Annotated in this window: 23 protein-coding genes; 16 read left to right on the plus strand and 7 right to left on the minus strand. The window is 63.9% G+C overall.

Translation table 11 applies throughout. The features are described from left to right. Positions 1-105 precede the first annotated feature (105 nt). The 11 genes from E3T47_RS11390 to E3T47_RS11440 all read left to right on the plus strand — a co-directional run bounded on the left by E3T47_RS11390 (position 106) and on the right by E3T47_RS11440 (position 12727). Entirely contained in the window at positions 106-1641 is a 1536-nt protein-coding gene (locus E3T47_RS11390; protein WP_134556162.1) for a sugar ABC transporter ATP-binding protein, read from the plus strand. Beyond that, positions 1638-2681 carry an ABC transporter permease gene (locus E3T47_RS11395; RefSeq protein ID WP_134556163.1) on the plus strand — a complete coding sequence of 348 codons (1044 nt, stop codon included), beginning with the start codon at positions 1638-1640 and terminating at the stop codon, positions 2679-2681. Before E3T47_RS11390 ends, E3T47_RS11395 begins: the two co-directional genes overlap by 4 nt. Continuing rightward, a complete protein-coding gene (locus tag E3T47_RS11400) occupies positions 2674-3801 on the plus strand; it encodes an ABC transporter permease (RefSeq protein WP_198416626.1) in 1128 nt (375 codons plus the stop codon). The genes E3T47_RS11395 and E3T47_RS11400 overlap by 8 nt, the downstream gene beginning before the upstream one ends. A gap of 2 nt (positions 3802-3803) precedes the next feature. Continuing rightward, positions 3804-4862 (plus strand): rhamnose ABC transporter substrate-binding protein, encoded by a 1059-nt coding sequence (gene rhaS / locus E3T47_RS11405; protein WP_134556229.1) that lies wholly within the window; start codon positions 3804-3806, stop codon positions 4860-4862. Positions 4863-4964: 102 nt separating this feature from the next. Continuing rightward, on the plus strand, positions 4965-6449 hold the full coding sequence (locus tag E3T47_RS11410) for an L-fucose/L-arabinose isomerase family protein (RefSeq protein WP_134556164.1): 1485 nt from the start codon (positions 4965-4967) through the stop codon (positions 6447-6449). 106 nt (positions 6450-6555) lie between these two features. Continuing rightward, positions 6556-6936 (plus strand): L-rhamnose mutarotase, encoded by a 381-nt coding sequence (locus E3T47_RS11415; RefSeq protein ID WP_134556165.1) that lies wholly within the window; start codon positions 6556-6558, stop codon positions 6934-6936. Between the two features lie 20 nt (positions 6937-6956). Further along, the gene (gene rhaI, locus E3T47_RS11420) at positions 6957-8099 is read left to right on the plus strand and encodes an L-rhamnose isomerase (RefSeq protein WP_134556230.1); all 1143 of its coding nucleotides are present in this window, start codon (positions 6957-6959) and stop codon (positions 8097-8099) included. A gap of 53 nt (positions 8100-8152) precedes the next feature. Beyond that, on the plus strand, positions 8153-10192 hold the full coding sequence (locus E3T47_RS11425; protein WP_134556166.1) for a bifunctional aldolase/short-chain dehydrogenase: 2040 nt from the start codon (positions 8153-8155) through the stop codon (positions 10190-10192). A gap of 31 nt (positions 10193-10223) precedes the next feature. Further along, entirely contained in the window at positions 10224-11651 is a 1428-nt protein-coding gene (locus E3T47_RS11430; RefSeq protein ID WP_134556167.1) for a rhamnulokinase, read from the plus strand. A 502-nt stretch (positions 11652-12153) separates the two neighbouring features. Further along, a complete protein-coding gene (locus E3T47_RS11435) occupies positions 12154-12345 on the plus strand; it encodes a helix-turn-helix domain-containing protein (RefSeq protein WP_134556168.1) in 192 nt (63 codons plus the stop codon). A gap of 58 nt (positions 12346-12403) precedes the next feature. Continuing rightward, entirely contained in the window at positions 12404-12727 is a 324-nt protein-coding gene (locus E3T47_RS11440) for a tyrosine-type recombinase/integrase (protein WP_134556169.1), read from the plus strand. 451 nt (positions 12728-13178) lie between these two features. Here E3T47_RS11440 and E3T47_RS11445 read toward each other — a convergent pair whose 3' ends face one another. Both E3T47_RS11445 and E3T47_RS11450 read right to left on the minus strand, forming a co-directional pair. Next, positions 13179-13679, minus strand: coding sequence for a DUF6326 family protein (locus tag E3T47_RS11445; protein ID WP_134556170.1), 501 nt, complete (start codon positions 13677-13679; stop codon positions 13179-13181). 95 nt (positions 13680-13774) lie between these two features. Continuing rightward, complete coding sequence (locus tag E3T47_RS11450; RefSeq protein WP_198416627.1) at positions 13775-14815, minus strand: NAD(P)-dependent alcohol dehydrogenase; 1041 nt, start codon at positions 14813-14815, stop codon at positions 13775-13777. Between the two features lie 135 nt (positions 14816-14950). Between E3T47_RS11450 and E3T47_RS11455 the strand changes: the two genes are divergently transcribed. Then, on the plus strand, positions 14951-15625 hold the full coding sequence (locus tag E3T47_RS11455) for a TetR/AcrR family transcriptional regulator (protein ID WP_134556171.1): 675 nt from the start codon (positions 14951-14953) through the stop codon (positions 15623-15625). Positions 15626-15631: 6 nt separating this feature from the next. Here E3T47_RS11455 and E3T47_RS11460 read toward each other — a convergent pair whose 3' ends face one another. Further along, positions 15632-15982, minus strand: coding sequence for a hypothetical protein (locus tag E3T47_RS11460; RefSeq protein ID WP_134556172.1), 351 nt, complete (start codon positions 15980-15982; stop codon positions 15632-15634). Continuing rightward, positions 15983-16138 carry a hypothetical protein gene (locus tag E3T47_RS15930; RefSeq protein ID WP_166805704.1) on the minus strand — a complete coding sequence of 52 codons (156 nt, stop codon included), beginning with the start codon at positions 16136-16138 and terminating at the stop codon, positions 15983-15985. It lies immediately after the preceding gene. Between the two features lie 149 nt (positions 16139-16287). Here E3T47_RS15930 and E3T47_RS11465 point away from each other — a divergent pair, with 149 nt between their 5' ends. Beyond that, a complete protein-coding gene (locus E3T47_RS11465; RefSeq protein ID WP_241982206.1) occupies positions 16288-16812 on the plus strand; it encodes an RNA polymerase sigma factor in 525 nt (174 codons plus the stop codon). Continuing rightward, complete coding sequence (locus tag E3T47_RS11470) at positions 16802-17458, plus strand: anti-sigma factor (RefSeq protein WP_134556174.1); 657 nt, start codon at positions 16802-16804, stop codon at positions 17456-17458. The genes E3T47_RS11465 and E3T47_RS11470 overlap by 11 nt, the downstream gene beginning before the upstream one ends. A gap of 124 nt (positions 17459-17582) precedes the next feature. On the opposite strand, the gene E3T47_RS11475 is transcribed toward E3T47_RS11470, so the two are convergent. From E3T47_RS11475 to E3T47_RS11485, 3 genes are all read right to left on the minus strand, one after another. Further along, on the minus strand, positions 17583-18227 hold the full coding sequence (locus E3T47_RS11475; RefSeq protein WP_134556175.1) for a hypothetical protein: 645 nt from the start codon (positions 18225-18227) through the stop codon (positions 17583-17585). A gap of 800 nt (positions 18228-19027) precedes the next feature. Beyond that, a complete protein-coding gene (locus E3T47_RS11480) occupies positions 19028-20776 on the minus strand; it encodes an AfsR/SARP family transcriptional regulator (RefSeq protein WP_241982208.1) in 1749 nt (582 codons plus the stop codon). Between the two features lie 28 nt (positions 20777-20804). Then, on the minus strand, positions 20805-21080 hold the full coding sequence (locus E3T47_RS11485; protein WP_134556177.1) for a hypothetical protein: 276 nt from the start codon (positions 21078-21080) through the stop codon (positions 20805-20807). 271 nt (positions 21081-21351) lie between these two features. Here E3T47_RS11485 and E3T47_RS11490 point away from each other — a divergent pair, with 271 nt between their 5' ends. Together E3T47_RS11490 and E3T47_RS11495 are read left to right on the plus strand one after the other, a co-directional pair. Continuing rightward, positions 21352-21693, plus strand: a complete 342-nt coding sequence (locus E3T47_RS11490; RefSeq protein WP_134556178.1) for a hypothetical protein — start codon at positions 21352-21354, stop codon at positions 21691-21693. Between the two features lie 170 nt (positions 21694-21863). Further along, positions 21864-23216: an MFS transporter gene (locus tag E3T47_RS11495; RefSeq protein WP_134556179.1), complete on the plus strand. Its 1353-nt coding sequence runs from the start codon at positions 21864-21866 to the stop codon at positions 23214-23216. The last annotated feature ends 627 nt before the right edge of the window (positions 23217-23843 follow it).

Raw genomic sequence — 23843 nt, forward strand, 5'->3', positions numbered from 1 at the left:
AAAGTGCTGTTGACGATCAGGTGGCCGCCACCCTAGTATTCACTGAGTAGCCGAAATGAAACGTTTCATTCAGGCATTTCCTCGACGCGGAGGCACGACCTCGAAATGATCAACAGTCCCGAACCGACCATCGGACGATCGATTACACCGCTCCTTTCATTGCGCGGGGCTGCCAAAGCATTCGGCCCGGTCATCGCCCTCGCCGACGGCGTGGTCGAGATACTCCCCGGTGAGATTCACGCCTTGGTTGGCGAGAACGGAGCGGGCAAGTCCACCCTGGTCAAGATTCTGGCGGGGCTTTACAGCCTGGACGCCGGCGAATTTCTGGTTCAGGGGAAGCCGGTGACCTTTCGCACTGTGGCCGACAGCAAGGCTGCCGGCATCTCCGTCATATACCAGGAGCCGACGCTCTTTCCCGATCTCACAGTCGCGGAAAACATCTTTATCGGGCGACAGCCCAAGAACGCACTCGGCCTGATCAACCGGTCGGCAATGCGCAAAGAGGCTCGTGCCCTGTTCGAGCAGCTCGGCGTGCGCATCGATCCGGACCGCATCGCCGAAGGACTCTCGATCGCGGACCAACAGATCATCGAGATCGCCAAAGCGATCTCCCTCGATGCGAACGTGCTAATCATGGATGAACCGACGGCGGCACTCTCCGGCCTCGAGGTGGAACGACTCTTTCAAGTCGCACGGGCCCTGCGCGCGAACGGCGCGGGCATTCTGTTCATCTCGCACCGGTTCGACGAGGTATTCGCGCTGTGCGACCGCATCACGGTCATGCGCGATGGCGAATACATCACGACCCACCAAACCAACGAGGTGACCTCGCCCCAGATCGTGCGTGAGATGGTCGGTCGGGACATTGGCGCCCTATTCCCCAAGGTGGTCGCCGAGGTCGGAAAGACCGTGCTGAAAGTGTCTGACCTTTCGCGCACCGGCGTCTTTGCTGATATCAGTTTCGCGGTCAAGGCCGGCGAGATCGTGGCACTGGCCGGCCTGGTGGGTGCCGGTCGCACGGAGGTGGCTCGCGCCATTTTCGGTATCGACCCCTACGATCACGGCTCAGTAGAACTGCACGGCGCTCGCGTCAAACCGAACAACCCGCAGGCGGCGATCGACGCCGGCATGGGTTTTGTTCCCGAGGACCGCCGGAAGCAGGGACTCGTCATGGACCTCTCGGTGGCACGCAACGCCGCCCTCACGCTGCGCAACCGCCTGTCGCGTTTCGGCCTCATCAACGCTGCAACCGAGCGCCGCGCGGCGGAGGATTGGACGACCCGCCTGCAGGTGAAGACGAGGTCCCAGGAGTACAAGGTCTCCACCCTTTCCGGCGGCAACCAGCAGAAGGTCGTGTTGGCCAAATGGCTGGCCATCGAGCCGACGTTCCTCATCGTCGACGAACCCACGCGTGGCATCGATGTCGGCACCAAGAGTGAAGTGCACCGTCTACTGTCAGATCTCGCCGGGCGAGGCATTGCCATCCTGATGATTTCCAGCGAACTGCCCGAAGTCCTGGGCATGGCCGACCGAGTACTGGTCATGCACGAGGGTCGTCTCACCGCCCAACTCGATCGAGCGGATGCGACGGCCGAGTCGATCATGCACGCGGCAACCGCAAAACTGGAGCGCTCACTATGACCATCGGTACCTCGCCACCCAACACGGCCGGCACCAGGATGCGGCGCACCTCGGGCGGCCTGGCCTCCGTGCTGCGCCTTCGGGAGCTTCCGGTCACGCTGGCCCTCATCGCCCTGGTCGCCCTGACCTATCTGGCCAATCCGCTCTTCCTCGGCCAGCAGGGCATGAAAGACCTGCTTCTGAACGCGACGATCGTCATCATCCTCGCCGTCGGGCAGGCGATGGTCATCATCACCCGCAACGTCGACTTGTCGGTGGGGTCGATTCTCGGCATCGTTGCCTTCAGCACCGGGACCCTGTTTGTGGCCGTTCCGGGTATTCCGATCGTGCTGATTTTTCTCGCGGGAATGGCGCTCGGTGCCCTGCTCGGCAGCGTCAACGGTTTTCTCGTCACCGTCGCCAAAGTACCGTCGCTCGTCATTACCCTCGGCACCCTGTACATTTACCGCGGTCTCAACAATGCGTGGGCCGGTGGTACGCAATACTTCGCCGGAGACCGGCCCGACAGCTTCGGCGCCCTGTCAGTCGACACCATCGCCGGCTTTCCCCTGATCACCCTGATCGCAATCATCGTCGTCATCATCGTCGCAATTTTCATGGCGTCCACGCGGCCCGGTCGTGATTTGTACGCCATCGGCTCCGACCCGGAAGCGGCCAAACTGTTCGGTATCCCGGTCACTCGCCGCGTGCTCCTCGCCTTTCTCAGCAACGGCGTGTTGGCCGGTCTCGCCGGCGTGCTCTACGCCAGCCGGTTCAACTCGGTTGGAGCGACGACCGGAACCGGCCTGGAATTCGACATCATCGCCGCTGCCGTCGTCGGCGGCGTTGCGATCTTTGGCGGCAGCGGCACCGTTGTCGGAGCCGCCATCGGCGCACTGCTGCTGACCACCATCACAAGCGCCCTGACCGCCATACGTGTCGACAAATTCTGGCAGCAGGCCATTGTCGGCCTGCTCATCCTGGCCGCGATAGTCATAGATCGAATCGCGCGCATTCGAACAGCGAAGAAGCTCCGACACAGTGAGGCACGCGATGTCTAATCCGCCGACCGAACTGCTCCCGACCGCGACGAACAAATCCGGAACCCGCTCGGCCGGGGTACCGACCGCCCGCGGTCGCACCGGAATCGCCCGCATTCTGCTTGGCCGCGACACGGTCATGATCTACGCGCTCATCGTGTTCATCATCTACGCCGCGCTGTTCATTCCGCGGTTCTACAGTCCTGTCTCGACCGGCTTTCTACTCCTAGACGTAATTCCAGCCCTGCTGATCGCCCTACCGATGACGCTCATCATCATCACCGGCGAGATCGACCTTTCAGTGGCTAGCATCGCCGGTCTCACAAGCGCACTGTTGGGGGTACTCTGGGCAGCTGGCCTCGATATCGGCCTTGTGCTCATCATCAGCCTGCTCGCCGGAATGCTCGCCGGGGCTTTCAACGGTCTGCTCGTAGCGGTTCTCGGGCTGCCCTCCCTCGCTGTAACCATCGGCACCTTAGCGCTTTTTCGCGGCCTGGCGCTCGTCGTCATCGGCGACAACGCGGTGGCCAATTTTCCGCCGGCACTCACGAGCTTCTTCACCTCTAAACTGGGCGGCACCGGAATACCGACGGTCATGATAGGCGTGGTTCTGGTCGCGATCATCTTCGGCGTGGTGCTGCACCTCACTCCGTTTGGTCGTGGCCTGTTCGCCCTCGGGTATAGCAAGGAAGCGGCCATCTTCGTGGGCATCAAGGTGGTGCGGTCCAAGTTCTGGCTCTATGTCGCGTCTGGCTCCGTCTCGGCCCTGGCCGGAATCTATTGGACCCTGCGCTATTCGAGCGCCCGCAGCGACAACGCTAGCGGCCTCGAACTCACGGTGATCGCTGCTGTGCTGCTCGGCGGAGTCTCCATCTTCGGCGGCAAGGGATCGATCCCCGGTGCCATCGCCGGAGTACTGCTGATCGGAACGATCAACTTCACGTTACGGCTGGGCCGCACCTCCGACGTGGTGCTCATCATCGTTACCGGTACCCTGCTCATCGCCTCCGTGGTGGCCCCCAGCATTATCGACGGCATCACGAAATGGCTACATACCCGGCGACACCGCCGCACTCTTCCCCAGGCATCGGCCTCGGGAGCAACCCGCGCCACAGCATCCGGCGTTCAGGAAGGGAAATGACAATGCAGTTCATTCGCCACACCAAGACGAGGCGCACTCGCCGCTTCCTCACCCTCGCAGCAGTCGCCGTGTCCGTTGCGCTCGTCGCGAGCGGCTGCGCCGCAGGTAATGATGCCGGAACCGGCACCGCCGCCGAGGGAGATCTCAGCATCACCTTCATTCCCAAGCAGCTTAACAACCCGTACACCGACGTCGTTCTCGGCGGCGGAAAGGATGGCGCGACCGCCGCCGGCTTCGCCGCGACCGAGGTCGTCGGCCCGCTCGAAGCGAGTGCGTCGAGCCAGGTGTCGTTCATCAATGCTGAAACTCAAGCCGGAACCAGCGTCATCGTGATCGCTGCCAACGACCCGGATGCCGTCGGTCCGGCCCTCGAGGAAGCCCGCGCCGCCGGCGCCAAGATCGTGGCGTTCGACTCGGACACCAATCCGGACTACCGTGACGTGTTCATCAGCCAAGTCGTCGCTAAGGACGTCGCGCTGATTCAGATCGAGCTACTCGCCGAGCAGATCGGCGGATCGGGAGAAATCGCGATTCTCTCGGCCACGGCCAATGCCACCAACCAGAACGAGTGGATCAAGTTCATCGAGGAGGAGCTCGCTTCCAACCCGGAATACGCGGAAATCTCCCTCGTTGCCAAGGTCTACGGTGATGACGACGACACCAAGTCGTTCCAAGAGGCTCAGGGTCTGCTGCAGGCCTACCCGAACCTCAAGGGCATCATCTCACCGACCACGGTCGGCATCGCGGCCACGGCACGCTATCTCTCCACCTCGAACTACAAGGGCACCGTCGCGCTGACCGGGCTCGGGCTGCCCAATGAAATGCGCCCGTTCGTCAAGGACGGCACCGTTACCGCGTTCGCCCTCTGGGACCCGGCACAGCTCGGTTACGTCGCCGCGTTCGCCGGCAAGGCTCTCGCCGACGGAACCATCACCGGAGCCGAGGGCGACACCTTCGAAGCCGGCGACCTCGGTGAGCGCAAGGTGGGTGCCGACGGGATCGTCATCGTCGGCCCGCCGACCACGTTCAACGCCGACAACATTGATGACTACGACTTCTAAGTAGTCCTCGCAGGCAGCGGATGCTGTGGGACGGATGCTGCGGCATCCGTTCCACGGCCCTCGACCGCCCAACTTCACGAACTTCAGAGGCAGGAGTGCCACATGACGAACACGACGACGTCGAACGCCGCTACGGTGACCGGTGGGCGCGCCCTGCCGACCGGCCTGCTCGAGCCCAAAACACGACGCAGCACCCGAATCGGCCTGGTCTCCGGCGGGCTTGGTGCCTACTGGCCGCAATTTCCCGACCTTCTCTCCCTGCTACAGGACTCCGCGCGGTATGTCACCGATCGATTCAGAGCTCTTGACGCCGACGTGATCGATGCCGGATTCATCTCCGACGCCCAAGATGCCCAGATGGCCGCCGAGAAGCTGCGGGTCGCGGACTGCGACCTCATCGTGGTCTTTCTTGCCACCTACCTCACCTCGTCGATGGTGCTGCCGATTGCTCAGAAGTCGCACACCCCGGTGCTGGTCATCGATCTGCAGCCGACCGAAGCGATGGACCATGCCACCTTCGATACCGGCCAGTGGCTCGCCTACTGCGGCCAATGCCCTGTTCCCGAGGTCGCCAACGTATTTCGGCGGGCCGGGATTCCGTTTCGTTCGGTATCGGGATACCTGCGGCAGGAGCTCGCCTGGGACCGCATTATTCAATGGGTGCACGCGGCCGGTGTCCGAGCGACGCTGCGCACTGCCCGCCACGGTCTCATGGGCCACGTCTACCCCGGCATGCTCGATGTCTCAACCGATCTCACCAGCGTATCGACCACGTTCGGCTCCCACGTCGAGGTGCTCGAGTTCGACGATCTGCGTGTGCGGGTCGACGCGGTAACGGATGCCGCGGTGCGGGAACGCATGCACCTCGCGTCGCAACTATTTCAGGTCGACGATTCGGTCCAACAGGAGGACTTCGCCTGGGGCGCAAAAGTCTCGGTCGGGCTGGACCGGTTGGTGGCAGACTTCGCCCTCGACTCCGTCGCCTACTACCATCGCGGCCTAGCCGGCGAACAGCATGAACGCCTCGGCGCCGGTATGATTCTCGGATCGTCGCTGCTCACCGCCCGCGGAATTCCGATGGCGGGTGAATACGAGCTGCGCACCTCGATCGCGATGCTGGCGAGCCAGGCCATCGGAGCCGGCGGGTCATTCACCGAAATTCAGGCGCTAAATTTTTTCGACAACGTCGTTGAGATGGGGCACGACGGGCCCGCCCACCTCGCCGTGAGCGCACGGGAGCCCCTACTGCGTGGGCTCGGCGTCTACCACGGTAAGCGCGGCTGGGGCGTGTCGGTAGAATTCGACGTGCAGCCCGGACCGGTAACGACCTTCGGTGTCGGACAAGACCCCGACGGGCACTACGTCTTCGTGACCTCAGAGGGCACGGTCGTACCCGGTCCGCTGCTCTCGATCGGCAACACCACCTCCCGTGTCGACTTCGGTGGCGATCCGGGTCGCTGGGTTGACGAGTGGAGTCAAAGCGGCATCGGCCACCACTGGGCACTTAGCCTCGGCCACCGCGCCGCCGACATTAAGGCTGCCGCGAGCCTGCTGGGAATCGAGCACCGCCATGTCGCGCTCGTCTAGCGTCTGAACCGCGCGCCGGAAGCGGGCTCCGCTCGATCCGGTCTTGCCATCCGGCATCCCACGCTCCATAATTGAAACGATTCATTTACTCCTGGAGGAGTCACCGATGACGAACACCGCCGCACGCCGCGTGTGCTTTGCGTTACAGGTCAAGCCGGAACGCATCGACGAGTATCGCGAGCGCCACGCGGCAGTCTGGCCCGAAATGCTCCGGGCGCTCAAAACCACCGGCTGGAACAACTACTCGCTGTTTCTACGGCAGGACGGACTGCTGATCGGCTATTTCGAAACAGCGGATCTGGCATCCGCTCAGGCCGGCATGGCGGCCACCGCCGTCAACGCGCGCTGGCAGGCTGAGATGGGCGAATTCTTCGTCGCCCTCGATGGCTCCCCCGACACGGGGTTTCTGCAACTGACCGAGGTCTTTCACCTCGAAGACCAGCTCGACGCCCTCACCACAACCGCTACAGAAAGAAGTACCTCGTGACCATCAGTGCTGCCGTACTCATGCAACTCGAGGTGCAGGCCATCGAGCTGCCCTCCTGGGCGTTCGGTAATTCCGGAACACGCTTCAAAGTGTTTGGCACCCCGGGTACCCCGCGCACCATCGAAGAAAAGATCTGCGATGCGGCCCAGGTCAATCAGTACACCGACCTCGCGCCAAAGGTGGCGCTCCACATTCCGTGGGACAAGGTCGACGACTACGCGGCGCTGCGCACCTTCGCGGCCGATCAGGGCCTCGTGCTCGGCACCGTCAACTCGAATACCTTTCAGGACGACGCCTACAAGTTCGGCAGCCTGACCCACACCGACGCGGCGACGAGGCAGAAAGCCATCGACCATCACTTTGAGTGCATCGAGATCATGCACCAAACGGGCTCGAACGACCTCAAGATTTGGCTCGCCGACGGCACCAACTACCCTGGCCAGGGCGATATTCGCGGCCGTCAGGACCGCCTGGCCGAGTCGCTTGCCGCCATCTACGCCCGCCTCGGCGATGAGCACCGCCTCGTGCTCGAGTACAAGTTCTTCGAGCCGGCTTTCTACCACACCGATGTTCCCGACTGGGGAACCAGCTACGCGCAGGTCGCCGCCCTCGGCGAGAAGGCGAGCGTCTGCCTCGACACCGGTCACCACGCTCCCGGCACCAACATTGAATTCATCGTCGCCCAGCTGCTGCGCCTGGGCAAGCTCGGCTCCTTCGACTTCAACTCGCGGTTCTACGCTGACGACGACCTCATCGTCGGCGCGGCCGACCCGTTCCAGCTGTTCCGCATTCTGTACGAGGTCGTTCGGGGCGGCGGCTACGGCCCCGATTCGACGGTGGCGTTCATGCTCGACCAGTGCCACAACGTTGAAGACAAGATTCCCGGACAGATTCGCTCGGTACTCAACGTGCAGGAGATGACCGCCCGCGCACTGCTCGTCGACCGGGATGCGCTCACCTTGGCTCAGGACACCGGTGACGTGCTTGGCGCCAACGGCATTCTGATGGACGCCTTCTATACCGACGTACGTCCAGGCCTCGCTGCCTGGCGGGAGGACCGCGGCCTCGCCGGTGACCCGATGTCCGCCTATGCCGCCTCTGGCTATCAGGCGAGAATCGCCGCCGAGCGCGTGGGCGGAAGCCAGGCCGGTTGGGGAGCGTAAGCAACCCTTCAGCGTCACTCCCGACATCCGCTCTCACCCTGCAAGGAAGCCTCATGACTCTGAACCCCGCAGCCGCCGCGCTGATTGCCCGGTCGAACCGCCTCGGCGACGACCCGAAGAATACGAACTATGCCGGCGGTAACACCTCGGCGAAGGGCGCGGAGACCGACCCGGTCACCGGTGAAGCGGTGGAGCTGCTGTGGGTGAAGGGCTCTGGCGGAGACCTCGGCACGCTCACCGAGAAGGGGCTCGCGGTGCTGCGGTTGGACCGGCTGCTGGCGCTGAAGAACGTCTACCCCGGCCTCGACAGTGAAGACGAGATGGTCGCCGCGTTCGACTACACCCTGCACGGCAAGGGCGGCGCTGCGCCGTCGATCGACACCGCCATGCACGCCCTCGTCGACGCGGCGCACGTCGACCACCTGCACCCCGACAGCGGCATCGCCGTTGCGACCGCAGCCGACGGTGAGGCGCTCACGCAGACGATCTTCGGCGAGAAGGTGGCCTGGGTCGGCTGGCGTCGACCCGGCTTTCAGCTCGGCCTCGACATTGCCGCCATCAAGGAGGCCAACCCGCAGGCTATCGGCTGCATCCTCGGCGGGCACGGCATCACGGCCTGGGGTGACACGAGCGAGGCTACCGAGGCGAACTCGCTGTGGATCATCGACACCGCCGCCACCTACATAGAAAAGCACTCGCGGCCGGAGCCGTTCGGCGCTCTGCTCGACGGCTTCGACGCGCTCGAACCGGCCGAGCGCCACGCCCGCGCTGCCGCTCTCGCGCCTACAATTCGCGGGCTGGTTTCCACCGACGCTCCCAAGGTCGGCCACTACACCGACGCGCCCGAGGTGCTCGACTTTCTCGCCCGCGCCGAGCACCCGCGGCTCGCCGCCCTCGGCACCAGCTGTCCAGACCACTTTCTGCGCACCAAGGTCAAGCCGATGCTGCTGGACTTGCCGGCCGGGGCATCCGTTGACGAATCGCTCGCTCGCCTGGTCGTGCTGCACGACGAGTACCGCGCTGACTATCAGGCCTATTACGACCGCAATGCGACGGCCGAGTCGCCCGCGATTCGCGGCGCCGACCCGCTCGTCGTGTTGGTTCCCGGCGTCGGCATGTTCAGCTACGGCGCGAACAAGCAGACCGCCCGCGTCGCGAGCGAGTTTTACATCAACGCCATCAATGTGATGCGCGGCGCCGAGGGTCTCTCGACCTACTCCCCGATCGATGAGGCCGAGAAGTTCCGCATCGAGTACTGGGCGCTCGAAGAAGCCAAATTGCAGCGAATGCCCGCCGCCAGGCCGCTCGCCACCCGCGTCGCGCTCGTCACCGGCGCCTCCTCCGGCATCGGCAAGGCCATCGCCACCCGCCTGGCCGCCGAGGGCGCCTGCGTCGTCATCGCCGACCTCGACCTGGCCAAGGCACAGGCCGTGGCCGCCGAGATCGGCAGCACGGACGTTGCCATCGGCGTGCAGGCCAACGTCACCGACGAGGAGCAGGTGCAGGCCGGTGTCGACGCCGCCGTACTCGCCTTCGGCGGTCTCGACCTGGTCGTGAACAATGCCGGACTGTCGCTGTCGAAGTCGCTGCTCGAGACCACCGTCGCCGACTGGGACCTACAGCACAACGTGATGGCAAAGGGCTCCTTTCTGGTGTCGCGCGCGGCGGCCCGGGTGCTCATCGACCAGAAGCTTGGCGGCGACATCATCTACATCTCCTCGAAGAACTCGGTCTTCGCCGGCCCGAACAACATCGCCTACTCCGCGACGAAGGCAGACCAGGCGCACCAGGTGCGGCTGCTCGCGGCCGAGCTCGGTGAATACGGCGTGAAGGTCAACGGCATCAACCCCGACGGCGTCGTGCGCGGCTCGGGCATCTTCGCTGGCGGCTGGGGCGCCAAGCGCGCCGCCGTCTACGGTGTCGACGAGCAGGACCTCGGCAAGTACTACGCGCAGCGCACCCTCCTCAAGCGTGAGGTGCTGCCCGAGAACGTCGCCAACGCCGTGTTCGTGTTGTGCACGAGCGACCTCAGCCACACCACCGGGCTGCACATTCCCGTCGACGCGGGCGTGGCCGCCGCGTTCCTGCGGTGATGGGCGGCATCCGCTTCGGTCTGGTGCGACGGTGGTGACCAGCGCGGGCACGGTCGCGGCGATCGACCTGGGCGCGTCGAGCGGACGGGTCATGCTCGGGCATGTCGGGCACAACGAGCTGAAAATGCGCTCGGTGGCCCGGTTTGCCAACGCCGCGGTGCGCACGATCGATGGGCTGCACTGGGACATTCTCGACCTTTATCGCGGCGCCATCAGCGGCCTGCGTTCGGCAGTGCGCGATGAACCAGAGTTGCTCGGTGTAGCCGTGGATTCGTGGGCGGTCGACTACGCGTTGCTGCGCGGGCAGCGGATGCTCGGCAACCCGTTTCACTACCGCGACACCCGCACCGCGGCAGGGGTGACTACCGTGCATGCGATCGCCCCACCGACTGAGCTCTACGGACGCAACGGGTTGCAGTTCCTCCCCTTTAATACGCTGTACCAACTGGCCGCTGACCAACTCGACGGCGCGCTCAACGACGCCGATTCGATGCTGCTTATTCCAGATTTGATCACGTATTGGCTGAGCGGTGAGAAGATCGCGGAGCGCACGAACGCCTCGACGACGGGGCTGGTCGATGTTGCGGGCAGAGAATGGGACGACGAGCTGATCGACCGGCTCGGGCTGCCGCGCGGGCTGTTTCCGCGGTTGGTCGATGCGGGAAACCGGGTGGGTTCGGTGCTTCCCGAGATACTGGCCGAGATCGGAACCGGCCACAGCATCGACGTGATGACCGTCGGGTCGCACGATACGGCATCCGCTGTGGTAGCTGTGCCAATGATCTCGGGTAATGCCGCCTATATCTCGTCGGGGACCTGGTCGCTCGTCGGTGTTGAACTAGCCGAACCGGTACTCACCGAGGCGAGCCGGGCGGCGAACTTCACCAACGAGGGCGGCGTCGACGGGCGGGTGCGCTACCTGCGCAACGTCATGGGTTTGTGGCTGCTGAGCGAGTCGCTGCGCACTTGGGAGCTGGCCGGGCAGACCTTTGATCTGCCCGGGCTATTGGTCCAGGCTGGCACCTGGAGTGGGCCGGTGACCGTGTTCGACGTGGACGATCCGCGCTTCCTACCGCCAGGTGACATGCCGAGCCGCATTTGCGCGTATTGCCGGGAGCACGATCTGCGCGAACCTGTGACGCCGGTCGAGCTCGTGCGCAGCATCGTCGAAAGCCTCGCGGAGGCCTACGCGCACACGCTGCGGGTCGCCGCCGAACTCTCGGGAACCAGCATCGACACCGTGCACGTCGTCGGCGGCGGGTCTCAAAACGAACTGCTTTGCCAGCTCACCGCCGATCGCACGGGACTGCCCGTGCTGGCCGGTCCGGTTGAGGCGACGGCGATTGGCAACGTGTTGGTGCAGGCCCGCGCGCAAGGCCTGGTCACGGGAAGCCTCGAAAGTCTGCGTGCTCTGGTCGCCCGTGCGTTCGCGCCGAGGCGCTACGTCCCTCGCGCCTGAAAAGCACGCGCTACGGACACGAGTTGGCATAGGACCCCAGAGCCTTGGTAGTCCGTCGACTCCGAAAGGCCAGACAACGTTGTGTAACGCTAGCGGCCATCATTAACCCACCTGAATCAACCGTGACCGACCGAATATAGATGCGTACACTCGGAAGAAGTGAACCGCCCGGTTTCCCGCAATATCAAGGGAATCCGCGAGTTCCCGCGACATTCGGTCACGTCTAGAATCGGCCTGATTCTGCAAGGGGTCGCAGGTTCGAATCCTGTCAGCCCGACCAAAAGTCCCGGAAACTCAACGGTTTCCGGGACTTTTTAGGTTAAACAATTGATCACCCCACCGAAAACTCACCTTTTTCCCCTCTTTAGACACCCGTAGCGGACCTGCCGTTCGAGGGGCAGGTCAGTATCAGTCGTCTTTGATTGCTTAGGTGCGTCCGTCGCACCTACGGAATATGAACACGAACAAATCAACTTCAGTAACCGTCTCGTTAGAGCCTTTGATGGATGTCGCCGAGCTGGCGAACTACCTGGGCATACCGGTCTCGACCGTCTACGACTGGCGGGTGCACGGCAAAGGCCCGCCCGCGTACCGGTTCGACAAACACCTCAAGTTCGCCGTCTCCGACGTGCAGGCATGGATGGCCCAGCAGCGCGAACCGTCTGCGCCTCCCAGTACCTCTGCTCGGCGGTGAGCTGCTGTCGCGGCCGCGTCTAACAATCGGCACGTTTGGTGACATCACCGTTCGGACTATGCCGTCCGGCCAGTTCATGGCTCGCGCCATGTATCGGGATTGGGATGGCCAGGGCCGCCACGTGCAGGCCACCAGCAACACGGCCAAGGCGGCCGAGCGCGCATTGAAGGGCAAGCTGGTAATCGCCGCGGTCACGCCGCACCTGTTCCGCCGCACCGTGGCCACCGCGGTCAACGACAACGCAAACGTCGAACTGGCCGCGGAGCTGCTCGGTCACACGGACACGAAGATCACGGTGCAGCACTACATCCGGCGGAGCGAGGTAGTGAACCCGGCAACGGCGGAGCTTCTCGACAAGGCATTCGCAAGAGACGAGGAGTGAGTATTGAGCGCCCATACGCACGGCGACGTCCGGCGTTGAAGCAGAACGTCACGCGTTGCGACCCACCAGAGATCAGACACTGAGCGCGAACCTGGACACGAACCAAGAACAAATGATAGGCGCCTTGGCCTTGTCGCCAACCTGCGACAGGGGCAGAATACCGCGGAATTCCACAGTTTTCATGAGAGGTTTTTTACGCACTTTACCGTGGAATACGGACTGAATCTGGTCAGATTCTGGGGTTTATGGTGCGTTTATGGTCACGTTCTCCCGGTGTCGCAATTGCCCCCGTCCCGGGGGAAAGAAAGCGATGCGGTGGTTCGGCCTGCGAGCCCCCCGCGCGGACACCGGACCGTTCGTGAGCAGGTTCTCTGCGCATACCGCGACTGAGCGGGTCACGATCCGGTGTCTGCAGCGGCGGGCTTCACGCCGTAGGGCTTTACACGGATACCTACTGTCGAAGGTCCTGCCGAAGGTCCTGCCGAAGGTCGGTCGTCGCGGGACCGGCTGGGACGGCGGGGGTTCGAGGCCATGTCCAGGCGGAGCGCACGATGAAGGCCAGCAGCAGCACCTCGAGTCCGATGGAGAGGCCGTAGAAGAACGCCCAGTCCCAGGACGCCCCTGCCGCGTTGAACACCGAGTAGGGGATGTAGAGCAATGCCACAACGAGGTTCGTGGCGCGGTTCACCCGGGCGGGCAGCGTCATGGAGAGCATCACCATCAGGGCCGGGATCGCCACGGACGCGAGCATAATGGTCAACAACGTCGGGCTGATGTCGAACTTGAAGACGACGCCAACCAGGATGTCGTCGATGGCGCCGGGCTTGTAGAGGTGGAAGTAGTCGACGTAGATGTAGAGGAACATGAAGCTGGTCCATGCGGCGGCGAGCTTGGCCTGCACGGGGATCGGCGGGTTGCCGAGCAGGTTCGGGGTTTTCGTTTGGATGGTCATCGGTTCTTCTTTCAAGAGGAGCGGTCCGTCCGCCGGAGTGGCGGCAGGTTTGGGCGTGCATACGCACGGTTGGGTCGTTCTCGTCGGTCCGGCCGTCAGACGGTGATCACGATCTTCCCTCGGGTGTGGCCGGCCGCGACGTAGCGGAGGGCGTGGGCTGCTTCTTCGAGGGGGTAGGTGCGGTCGATGACGGGCGTGACCTGCCCGGTCGTGAGCAGGTCGGCCAGGGTGAGCAGGTCCTGGCGCTTCTCGACCGACACGAAGGGCTTCAGCTGCTGACGGGTGAACCCGGACAGCACGCGCGCTTTGACGATCCGACCGAGGGGGCCGAGCCAGCGGCCGCCGCGGCCGCTGTTGGGGATGAGAGTGCCGGTGGGCGTCAGCGCTCGGCGGACAGCCGCCAGGGGCTGGGCTTCCACGTTGTCGAGGATGACGTCGTAGCGCTTCTCGGTGCGGGTGAAGTCGGTCCTCGTGTAGTCGACGACGTGGTCGGCACCGAGTGAGCGGACCAACTCGACGTTGCGGGTGCTGCACACACCCGTCACCTCGGCGCCAAACGCCTTGGCGATCTGCACGGCGAAGGAGCCCACGCCGCCCGACGCGCCCGTGACCAGCACCGTCTGGCCCGGTCGAACGTTCGCGATCTGGCGCAATGCCTGCAACGCCGCCAAGGCCGACGTGGGCACCGCTGCCGCGTCCACAACCGACAGGTTGGCAGGCACGGAAACGAGGTTGTCCGCCGGAACGCAGGCGTACTCCGCGAGCGTTCCAGCGGCGCTCCAGCCGAACACTTCGTCGCCGGGGCGGAGAACGGTGACGTCCTTCCCGACCGCTGCCACCACGCCAGCGAGGTCCCTGCCAGGGATGCCGTGGCGCGGCCGGCGGAGCCCGAACGCCAGGCGCACCACGTACGGCTCACCGGTCATGACGAAGTAGTCGCCAGGATGTACCGAGGCCGCGCCCACCTGGACGAGCACATCGCCTCGACCGGGCAGTGGTAGCCCGACCTCGGACAACCCAAGCACTGAGGGCGGGCCATAGCGGTGGTGGACGGCAGCCCGCATCGTCGCCGCCCCGGCCTGACTCGCCCGCGGCACTGGGCGTGCTCCGGCACTCGATCGCTGTTTGATTCCCACAGAAGCCTCCTCACGTTCGAGCTGCGACTCTCGCTGGCTCGTACACTGTACGTCGTACGCTGTACTAGCAGCGTACACTGTACGATGAAGAAGCGCTAGACGATTGTCAAGCCGTTCGAGCGAGCGAGGAGACCCGTGTCTGCGAGGGAACAAGACCAGGTCGCGTCAGACGCGGGCCTGAGCAAGCAGCGGGTGGTGGTCGAAGCGGTCCGGCTCGCCGACCGCGAAGGGGTCGACGGGCTGAGCATGCGCCGGCTGGCTGGCGCGCTCGGCGCGGGCGCGATGTCGCTCTACCACTACGTGGCGAGCAAGGAGGAGTTGCTTGACGCCATGGTCGACATCGTGTTCGAGGAGATCGAGCTCGCGCCCGAAGAGACCGACTGGCAGTCGGCGATGCGACGGCGGGCGGTATCCGCCCGCCAGGTTCTCGCACGCCACCCGTGGGCGATCGGTCTGATGGAGTCGCGGACATCGGCGGGGCCCGCGAACCTTCGCCACCACGAAGCGGTGACCGCCTGCCTGCGGAGGGCTGGCTTCCCAATCTTGATGGCGACGCACGCCAACTGGTTGCTCGACAGCTATGTCTACGGTTTCGCCCTGCAGGCAGCCAACTTGCCGTTCGACACCACCGATGAGTTCGCGGACATGGCCGAGAACGTCTTCCTGCCCCAGCTTCCTCCTGACGAGTTCCCCTACCTCAACGAGTCCGCCGCGGCGCTCGTCGCTGCCGGCTACGACCCAGCCGAGGAGTTCATCTTCGGCCTCGACCTCGTCCTAGCCGCCCTCGAGCCCCTCAGAGCCCCCGCGTAGCGACGCTCACAGACCGTCGCGCGGCCCTCTGCACCGCCGGTCCGCTTTCCGCGACGGGTCATTGAAATACGCGTCGGCCTCGCGCTCGTCGGCCCGGCGCTCAGCCGCTGTCGTCGCATGCAGAAGTTTCGGCGGGAACCCGGCCCGACTCAGGCTCCGCTCGAGGCGTCTCGCTGCGGACTTGGCCTCCAGCGCGGCCCGGTAGACCTCGGGATCGCTGCTCCGGTTGCGCTGCAGATCGGCCCGGCGCTCCGGGTCAGCATCCCGCCTTGCGGCCGCCCTAGAATTCACTTCGTCGCGATGAGCTTCGTAGGAGCGGTTGTAATACTCGCGCACCTTCTCGCGAGTCTCCGCCACTCACCGCTGCTGATACTCACGCCTGCGCTCGGGGTGCTCCTCCCGCCAGCGCTTCGCCGCCACATACTGGTGCCGCTTCTCGGCCTCTTCATCAAGAGACGGATGCTCCGCCAGCGCCTTCCGCAGCACGGCGCCTTCCTCAAATGGGTCGCTCATGATCGCTGCTACTCGACAGGCGGCGGGGTCAACTCGATGACCAGAGCGAGGAGTTCAGACCGATGCGCAGTCGGATTCGTGACAAACCCGAGCGGGTCGTCATATCTAGGAGGTGAGCGTTGAGTGAGGAAGACGACGTGCGGTCACTTGTGAGCCGCGCGGTAGATTCTGACCCCGACGCTTGGGAGGAGATATATCGGCGATCGCATGGACGACTCTTTTCCTACGCCAGGCGACGGACGTTCTCAGTGCACTCGGCCGAGGATGCTGTAAGTGAGACCATAGTGCGGGCGATGGAGCAGATCGACCGTTTCAGCTGGAGCGGTGCAGGTTTTGACGCGTGGCTGTTCGGCATAATGCGCAATGTAATTTTCGAGGGTTACCGTGCCGACGCGAAGGCTCGTCGCGATCGATATTTCGTGCCGGATGGTGGCGTGCGGCTTGACCCGCTCGAGACGGTGGTTGCACTCAATGATGCCGAGCGCGTGCGCAGGGCTTTTTCTCAGCTTTCGCCGAGTGAACAAGAAGTGCTCGAACTCCGAGTTGTCGCGGAACTGACATCGGATGGCGCTGCCGAGGTGTTGGGAAAGAAACCAGGTGCGGTGCGCATGGCCCAGGCTCGCGCCCTCAATAGGCTTAGGAATTTTATGACGGAGGTGGACCGTGGCGACTGACGACGAACTGATCGACCGGCTCCGTCGGGCCCTGGCCGATGGTTTGCGGCCCGAACCCCGACCAGCGGATATCGCACGGGTCCGCGCTATCGCCGCCGCGCACATGGCCGAGATGACATCCTCCGGCGCCGACGCTGTTCACGAGGCCAAAACTGCGCGCGCGGTAACCCCGCTGCGTTCACGTCGGATCTTGCAGGTCGTGGCGGTCGCCACGAGCCTGGGCGTGGGCTTTGCGATCGGCGCGCAGGTTCAGTCCACCGTCATTGGGGATGCGGCCTCCAGGGCGGGCGTGGTCGAGTTCAACCAATCCATCACTGCAGCCGGCAGCGGCAGGGTCAACGTCGAAGGGCGTCTGGTGGGCATCGGCCGCATCGTCAACCTTTCCTCGAGCGATCTCCCAATTCTGCCCAAGGGCGAGTTTTATGAGGTCTGGTTCGTCGGCTCCGGCGACACCCCCGAGTCACAAAATCGCATCTCGGCCGGCACATTTCATCCTGATACGGAGGGGAAAACGGATGTCGTGTTAACGGCGGCCGTCGACCCCCGGCTGTATCCAATTCTCGTCATCACAGCGGAGCCGGGCGACGGGGACCCCCGTCCGTCCGACACGGAAATTCTTCGGGGAGAGCTCGACATCATCGACTGACCGTTTAGGGCGTGGAGTGAATGGAAGGGCGGGAACTGCGTTGTGCAATTCCCGCCCTCGTCCTCAAGGGTGCAGGTGTGGCCGCGGATGTAGCGGCTGTGCTGGCAGCATCCCGGGGGTATTACTAGCGTCCGTCGTATCCGCCGCTGCTGTAGCTTCCCTTGCCGTCGGCGCTCCAGTCGATGCGGATACTGCTTTTGTTCCACTCGTCGGAGCATCCGTCGGCGTCCTTATCGGAGCACCAGGTCACGTACTGGGTTCCTGCCATGCCCGTGTTGTTCAGCCGGGCGTGGAATTCGAAGTCACCGGCCGTGCCCTTGGTCTGATATCCGGACTGGAAGCACAGGTCAGCGCGCCCGTCCCTGTTCTTGTCCCGCAGGCTCGCTGTCTTGGGTCCGGCGTTGTCGGGGTCGGGACACGCGGAGATAACGCCAACGCCCCGCGACTCGAAGCTCGCCGGGCCGTCGAGCTTCTTGCCGTTGCGGTCGAGGAAGCATGCGTCGTTATGGACGTTCTTCGTGGCTGTTCCGGCGGGGCTGAACATCTGCATGTCGTACTGGTCGGCGCGGAAGCAACTCGAGTTCGGGTCAACGTCGTTGTTCGCTGTCGCGGCGCCCGTGTCGGGGTTGATGTACGAACTTGCCCTCCCATCGCTCGAACCGTAGCTACCGCCGCCCCAGCCGTCATAAGCGCTGGCTGCGCTGACCGGACCGGCGAGGAGCACTGCGGCGGTGAGGCCGACCAGCAGGCGTCGTGTTGTGTGTCGCATTGTGAATACCTTCCATTCATTGGGAGTTGGTGTCACCACGCGAATCGGCGTCAACACGCGTGCACTATACCTATGACGGTCTCCGCGCCGGTGTCACAAAATCGGATATTGATGCCCGGTGACAAGTCAAACCCTTGCGTGACCGCTTCCATACAAGGTCCACAGGCATAAGACCCCCGGCGGTCAAAATTTCGACTTCAGAGACGTAGACCATGACGATCAAGAAACGAGCTTCGGTCGGTCGGCCGTCTAGCCGAGCCGGGCAAAGAGCAACACCACAAGAGGTGCCCGACGGCACTCCGAAGCCCATCATTTACCCACCTAAATCGCCCGTGACCGACCCAAGCTAGACGCGTACACTCGGAGCAAGTGAACCACCCGGTTCCCTCCAAATCATGGGAATCCGCGAGTTCCCGAGACATTCGGTTACGTGCAGAATCGCCCTGATTCTGCAAGGGGTCGCGGGTTCGAATCCTGTCAGCCCGACCAAAGGTCCGTTCGCGAAACTGTTCACGAAACGGCCCAGTCGGAACAAAAAGAAATCGCTCCTGAGCCTTCTCAGGAGCGATTTCTTGCTTAAGCGAATGCTGCGCGAGCGTCCGCCGGTCATTCGAGACGTTTGTCAGCCTAGCGGGCAGTTCCGGGCCGTTCAGGGCGCGAAAATGACCGGCTCGAACTAGCCGCCTAAACTCCCACTGGCCTCATCCACCTTGACAAATTCCGATGCGGCAGAAGGTCCGAAAGCTCACAGCAATCATTGACAGAAGTTACCCACTCGAGCACATTGCCGAGGCCGATGACTATGTCGAATTTGGGATGAAAACCGGAAACGGCGTAATACGCGTGTCAGACAACTGCGCGAGCAGTCGAAGGGCTCGATCCAGGAGATCGTCCATGCTCCCCTTGGCCGCGCCCGCAACGGCTCGCCGGGCCACGCCCTCAGCGCGATCGGTGTCCCCGAAGTCCAGCGCGGCCTGGGCCTCTGCGAGGAGTATCTCCACCTCCATCCAGGTGTACGAATCCGTCACTCGTCGACACAGGGTGCCCGCGTTCTTTATCCATTCCAGGGCGGTTTCATGGTTACCCTCTGCCACGTACGTGAGGCCGATGGTCTTCGCGGCGAGCCCTTCCCAACAGGGGTCCTGAAGTTGTCGTGCCAGAGCGAATGTCGCCTCCGCCGCCTCGCGCACCACACTCGGGTCGTCCCCGCTGGCAAGGCGAGCATGAGCGAGCCAGGCTTCGGGCCACGGCCGGAATGCCGTCCAGCTTTCGCGCCCGGCCAACTCACGCGAGCGGCGGGCCCACTCCATCGCTTCGTCTAACCGCCCCAGAATGAAAAGGGTGCGTGCTCCAATACCCAGATTCCACGATTCGCGGCGAACAGCGCCGGCGCTGCGGCTCAACTCCACGGCCGTGGTAAACCGTTCTGTGCTCGCCTCGAGCCTGCCCCAGTCGCTGAGGTTCATAGCATCAAATCCCGCCAGGGCGGCAACGAGGGACGGGTCGGCGGTTGCCAGCCCGCCAGCCGCCCGCAGGTACTCCGCTGCGCTCGCTCGTCGTCCCGCCAGCACGTCGACGTACGCCAACTCCGAGAGGGCTTTGGCCGCGATCAGTTCTGCTCCGGCTGCCGTCGCCAGGTCCACAGCGGTTGCAAGAATTACCGCTCCCTCGTCGTCGTAACCGCGAATCGAGTGCACGAGAGCCGTGCCAAGTTCAGTCAGGCACCGGGCCAGCAGCTCGGTGTCACCGGATGCCTCGGCCGCCGCCGACGCGCCGCGCAGGCATTCGATTCCCGCGTCGGCCGCTCCGGCCGAGACCGCAGCGAGACCCGCCTCGCACAGTGACACCGCCGAGGCATGCGCCGAGACCCCCGGTATCGGTGCGGCGATGTTGGGTCGAGCCGCCGCTCGGATCGCTGGGGTCGCCGTGACGCCGAGCTCGGCAGCAAACATCGCCTCGCTGGCGTCGGCCTGACGGATGGCCGCGTCCGCGTCACCTGACGAGGCGAGGGCTTTGACCAACAGAACGTGCGGGGCCTCCTCGAATGGAGCTCGCCGCACCATCGCGCCGGCGAGCGCGACGGCGCGGTCGAACTGGCGTCCCGACAGGGCGCGAAGGGTCGCCTGGCGCAATGCCGACAGGACCTCACTGTCAACCCGCTGGCGCTCGATCAGAAGCCACGACTCGAAGCCCGGCGATCCTTTGACCTCAATGCCCTCCAGGAAGTGCCCCGCGGGGATGTCCTCGGTGACCGCGCATCCCGCTCCTGCGGCAACATCCGTTGTCACCTCATCGCCGAGCGCGATCGAGACCGGGTTGCCGCCGAACGCATCGGCTAGACCCGTTCGCCGGCGCAGCTCGGCCAATGACCACCGAAGCGCTCCCATCGGATCATCGGCGTCGCTAAAGAGCTCGTCGACGAGAACCTGGCGAGACACCGGCTCCGACGAACGGACCAGCCTGCCCAGTACGGCCCAGGTCTTATGCCCCCTGGGACCGGGAATCGGCTGGCCGTCGCGTTCGAAGCCCGGTATCCCGATCAATCGCATGCGCAGCACGGTGAAAGTGTAGCCACGATCACGCCGCGAGTACTAGGGCCGAGGTGCCGAGCAGTTGTGTCAGAAGTTCTGCCTGCGCGTTCGCCGAAAGATCTCGAAGCAACACCCCGTGCACGATACCGAACGCCCGTAGTCGGGCAATCTCCGAACCGTTCCAGTCGACGAGCGCCGCTGCTGCGCCGGGGCTCAGGTCCCGAGCGGCGGACTCCATCGCCTGCAGAGTGCGCGATTCGGCATGAGTTCCATCGGCAACGATGCGGTCGGCGGTACGATTGAGAATCTCATTTAGTTCCATTGTCAGTCTCCTGTCCGTTTCCATGACTGAAGACTGCGCCGTTGGCATGTGACGAGGCGTGTGCGCCTTCGCCTGTCGCGTAGCAGGGTCGTCACACGCTCGGTCACACGCCTGATGCGTAGCTGCAGAATTGCGTCAACCCGCCCTCACACTCGACGCAGGCAATCAACAATTTGATCGGCAGTTCGTTTCTCCCGAACCGAAACCGCAATACGGACCTTCCGCGGGCATCGGCATAGCGTTGAATCAGCGGGTCAGTTAGCATGGCAACATGGGCGAGATGCAACCCGGGCAGGGCCGGGGTTCCAGATCAGGCCTCTCGCGTTGGGTGAGCGTCTTTATTGTCATCCTCGGCGCAGTGACAGCCGTCGTCGGACTCGTGCTTGTTCTCCTGCCCATTGGCTCAGCGAGCTTCGGCTGGTTCGCCTTTGCGCCGCTCAGTAATACAGCCTTCTTTCCGTCAGGCGTACTACTTGCTCCACGGAGTCAGATCGGGATCGTGTTGCTCATTATCGGATTTGCATTGCTCGCATTCGGTGCCGGTTGGGCGCTCGGGCAGCACCAAGGTGTAGGCCAGCGACGGTTGCCCGATTCGGGTAGTGCGCACACCTGAAATGTCTCCCCGCTTCGGCCGCAAACCGGACGGTGACCGGGCACTCCCCCACCGTTCCCGCTTTCGTGGAGTTCTGCAATCTCGGGTGACGCGTTTGCCCCGCCCGACCTTTGGCCCGATGACCGGGCGTCATACGCACGAGATTGAGCCAACGCTGAAGTGGACACCTGATGGTTGAAGTCAACGCACGTTCCAGTCGATCCCAGCGATTGGATGCGCTTCCGTTCACCCGGGAGCACCGCAGGGTGCTCGTTGGTTCCGGCCTGGGCTGGGCACTGGATGCGATGGACGTTGGACTCATCTCCTTCGTCCTTGCCCAATTGGCGGTGCAATGGAATGCCACAGACGCGGAGCTGTCCTGGATAGCGTCCGCCGGGTTCATCGGCATGGCCATTGGCGCAGTTCTCGGCGGCTTGCTGGCCGACCGCATTGGTCGACGCCAGGTTTTCGCACTCACATTGCTCGTCTACGGACTCGCAACGGGAGCGTCTGCATTGTCCGGGTCCGTGGCCATACTCATTGCCTGGCGATTCGTCGTGGGGCTCGGTCTCGGTGGTGAGCTTCCGGTCGCCTCGACGCTCGTGAGCGAGTTCGCGCCGCCACGAATTCGTGGCCGAATCATCGTCTTCCTCGAATCGTTCTGGGCCATCGGCTGGACCCTTTCTGCCGTGATCGGGTTTCTCGTTGTACCGTTTTCGGCCGACGGATGGCGCTGGGCGCTCGCTATTGGAGCGGCTCCGGCCGTGTACGCGGTGGTCGTGCGGCTGCGGCTGCCGGAGTCGGTTCGCTACCTCGAGTCGCGTGGCCGCTTCCAGGACGCGGAGTCGACCGTTCGACGCTTCGAAAAGTCCGCCGGAGTCACCGCTGCACCCGATGATTTGGCACTGCCTGCGGCGACGAGTCCAGGACCGACCATTCCCGCGGCCAAAACGCGCCTCACCGCGCTGTGGTCGCGCGGCTTGCGTCGCCGAACCGGTGCGTTATGGCTGGTCTGGTTCTGCGTGAACTTCTCCTACTATGGCGCCTTTATCTGGCTTCCGACCATCCTGGTCGCGTCGGGATTCTCCCTGGTTCGCTCCTTCGCGTACACGCTCATCATCACCGTGGCTCAACTGCCGGGATACGCTGCCTCGGCGTACCTGATCGAACGGTGGGGGCGGCGCCGGACCCTCGCCGTGTTCCTCATCGGATCGGCACTTTCGGCGGCACTTTTCGGGGCCGCCGGAGACGCCACCCAGGTGATCGGTGCCGGAATGATGCTCTCTTTCTTCAACCTCGGTGCATGGGGAGCGCTGTACGCTGTGACCCCCGAGCTCTACCCCACCCGCATCCGAGCCACCGGGTCCGGATGGGCGGCCGGCATCGGGCGGATCGCCGCAATCCTGGCGCCGCTGGCCGTGCCGTCGCTTCGCGAGACGGGCGGGACCGCCCTCCTTTTCGCGGTGTTTGCCATGTTCTTCGTGGTTGCGGCCCTCGGCGCTTTCGGACTCCCCGAGAAACAGGGCGAAGCCCTCGAGGATTGAACCAGTATCCACGCCCGCCAACGGGTCGCTTCGGGCGCGGTGGCGGGCTTGATCTGCGATGGGCGTGACTCACACAGTGTTAGAGGGATTGTGGACGTTGCCGGAGAAATCCCAATTTGGAGCGGCCCGCGGAGCATCCGCAGCACCCTGAAGGCATACATTGCACTGACGAAACCTCGGGCAATTGAGTTGCTTCTCCTGGTCACCGTTCCGACCATGTTCTCGCTGAAAACGGTGCTCCGAGCCTTTCGCTCGTGCTCGCGACGCTCGTCTCCTTGCGGCCTTCGGTTTTTTCCGGTTTTGAAGATGCACATCCTGTCGAACTTTTCGGGGGCATGCCCCTGCGCACGGCCTTGCTGCGCCACTTTTAGACGGTTCTCGCGCGGAGAACCTGCTCGGGTGGCAATGGACAGTTGGCGCCGAAACCGGCAAACCCTGCGGATTCGTGCGGTGGCAGGTCGAGAAACGCGCGCCTCAATAATGCAGTTTGCCCTCTCAATCGCCTCTGTGTCAGCGACGGTGAAGAAGTAGGCCAAATACGACGGTGTAAAACTAGGCCACTGTTGTCTTATTATTGTGCCGCGTTCTGGGCTCGGACTGAAGGCAGGGATTCGATTCCGGTGTTCC

Source organism: Cryobacterium ruanii, from assembly GCF_004404055.1.
Classification (GTDB): domain Bacteria; phylum Actinomycetota; class Actinomycetes; order Actinomycetales; family Microbacteriaceae; genus Cryobacterium; species Cryobacterium ruanii.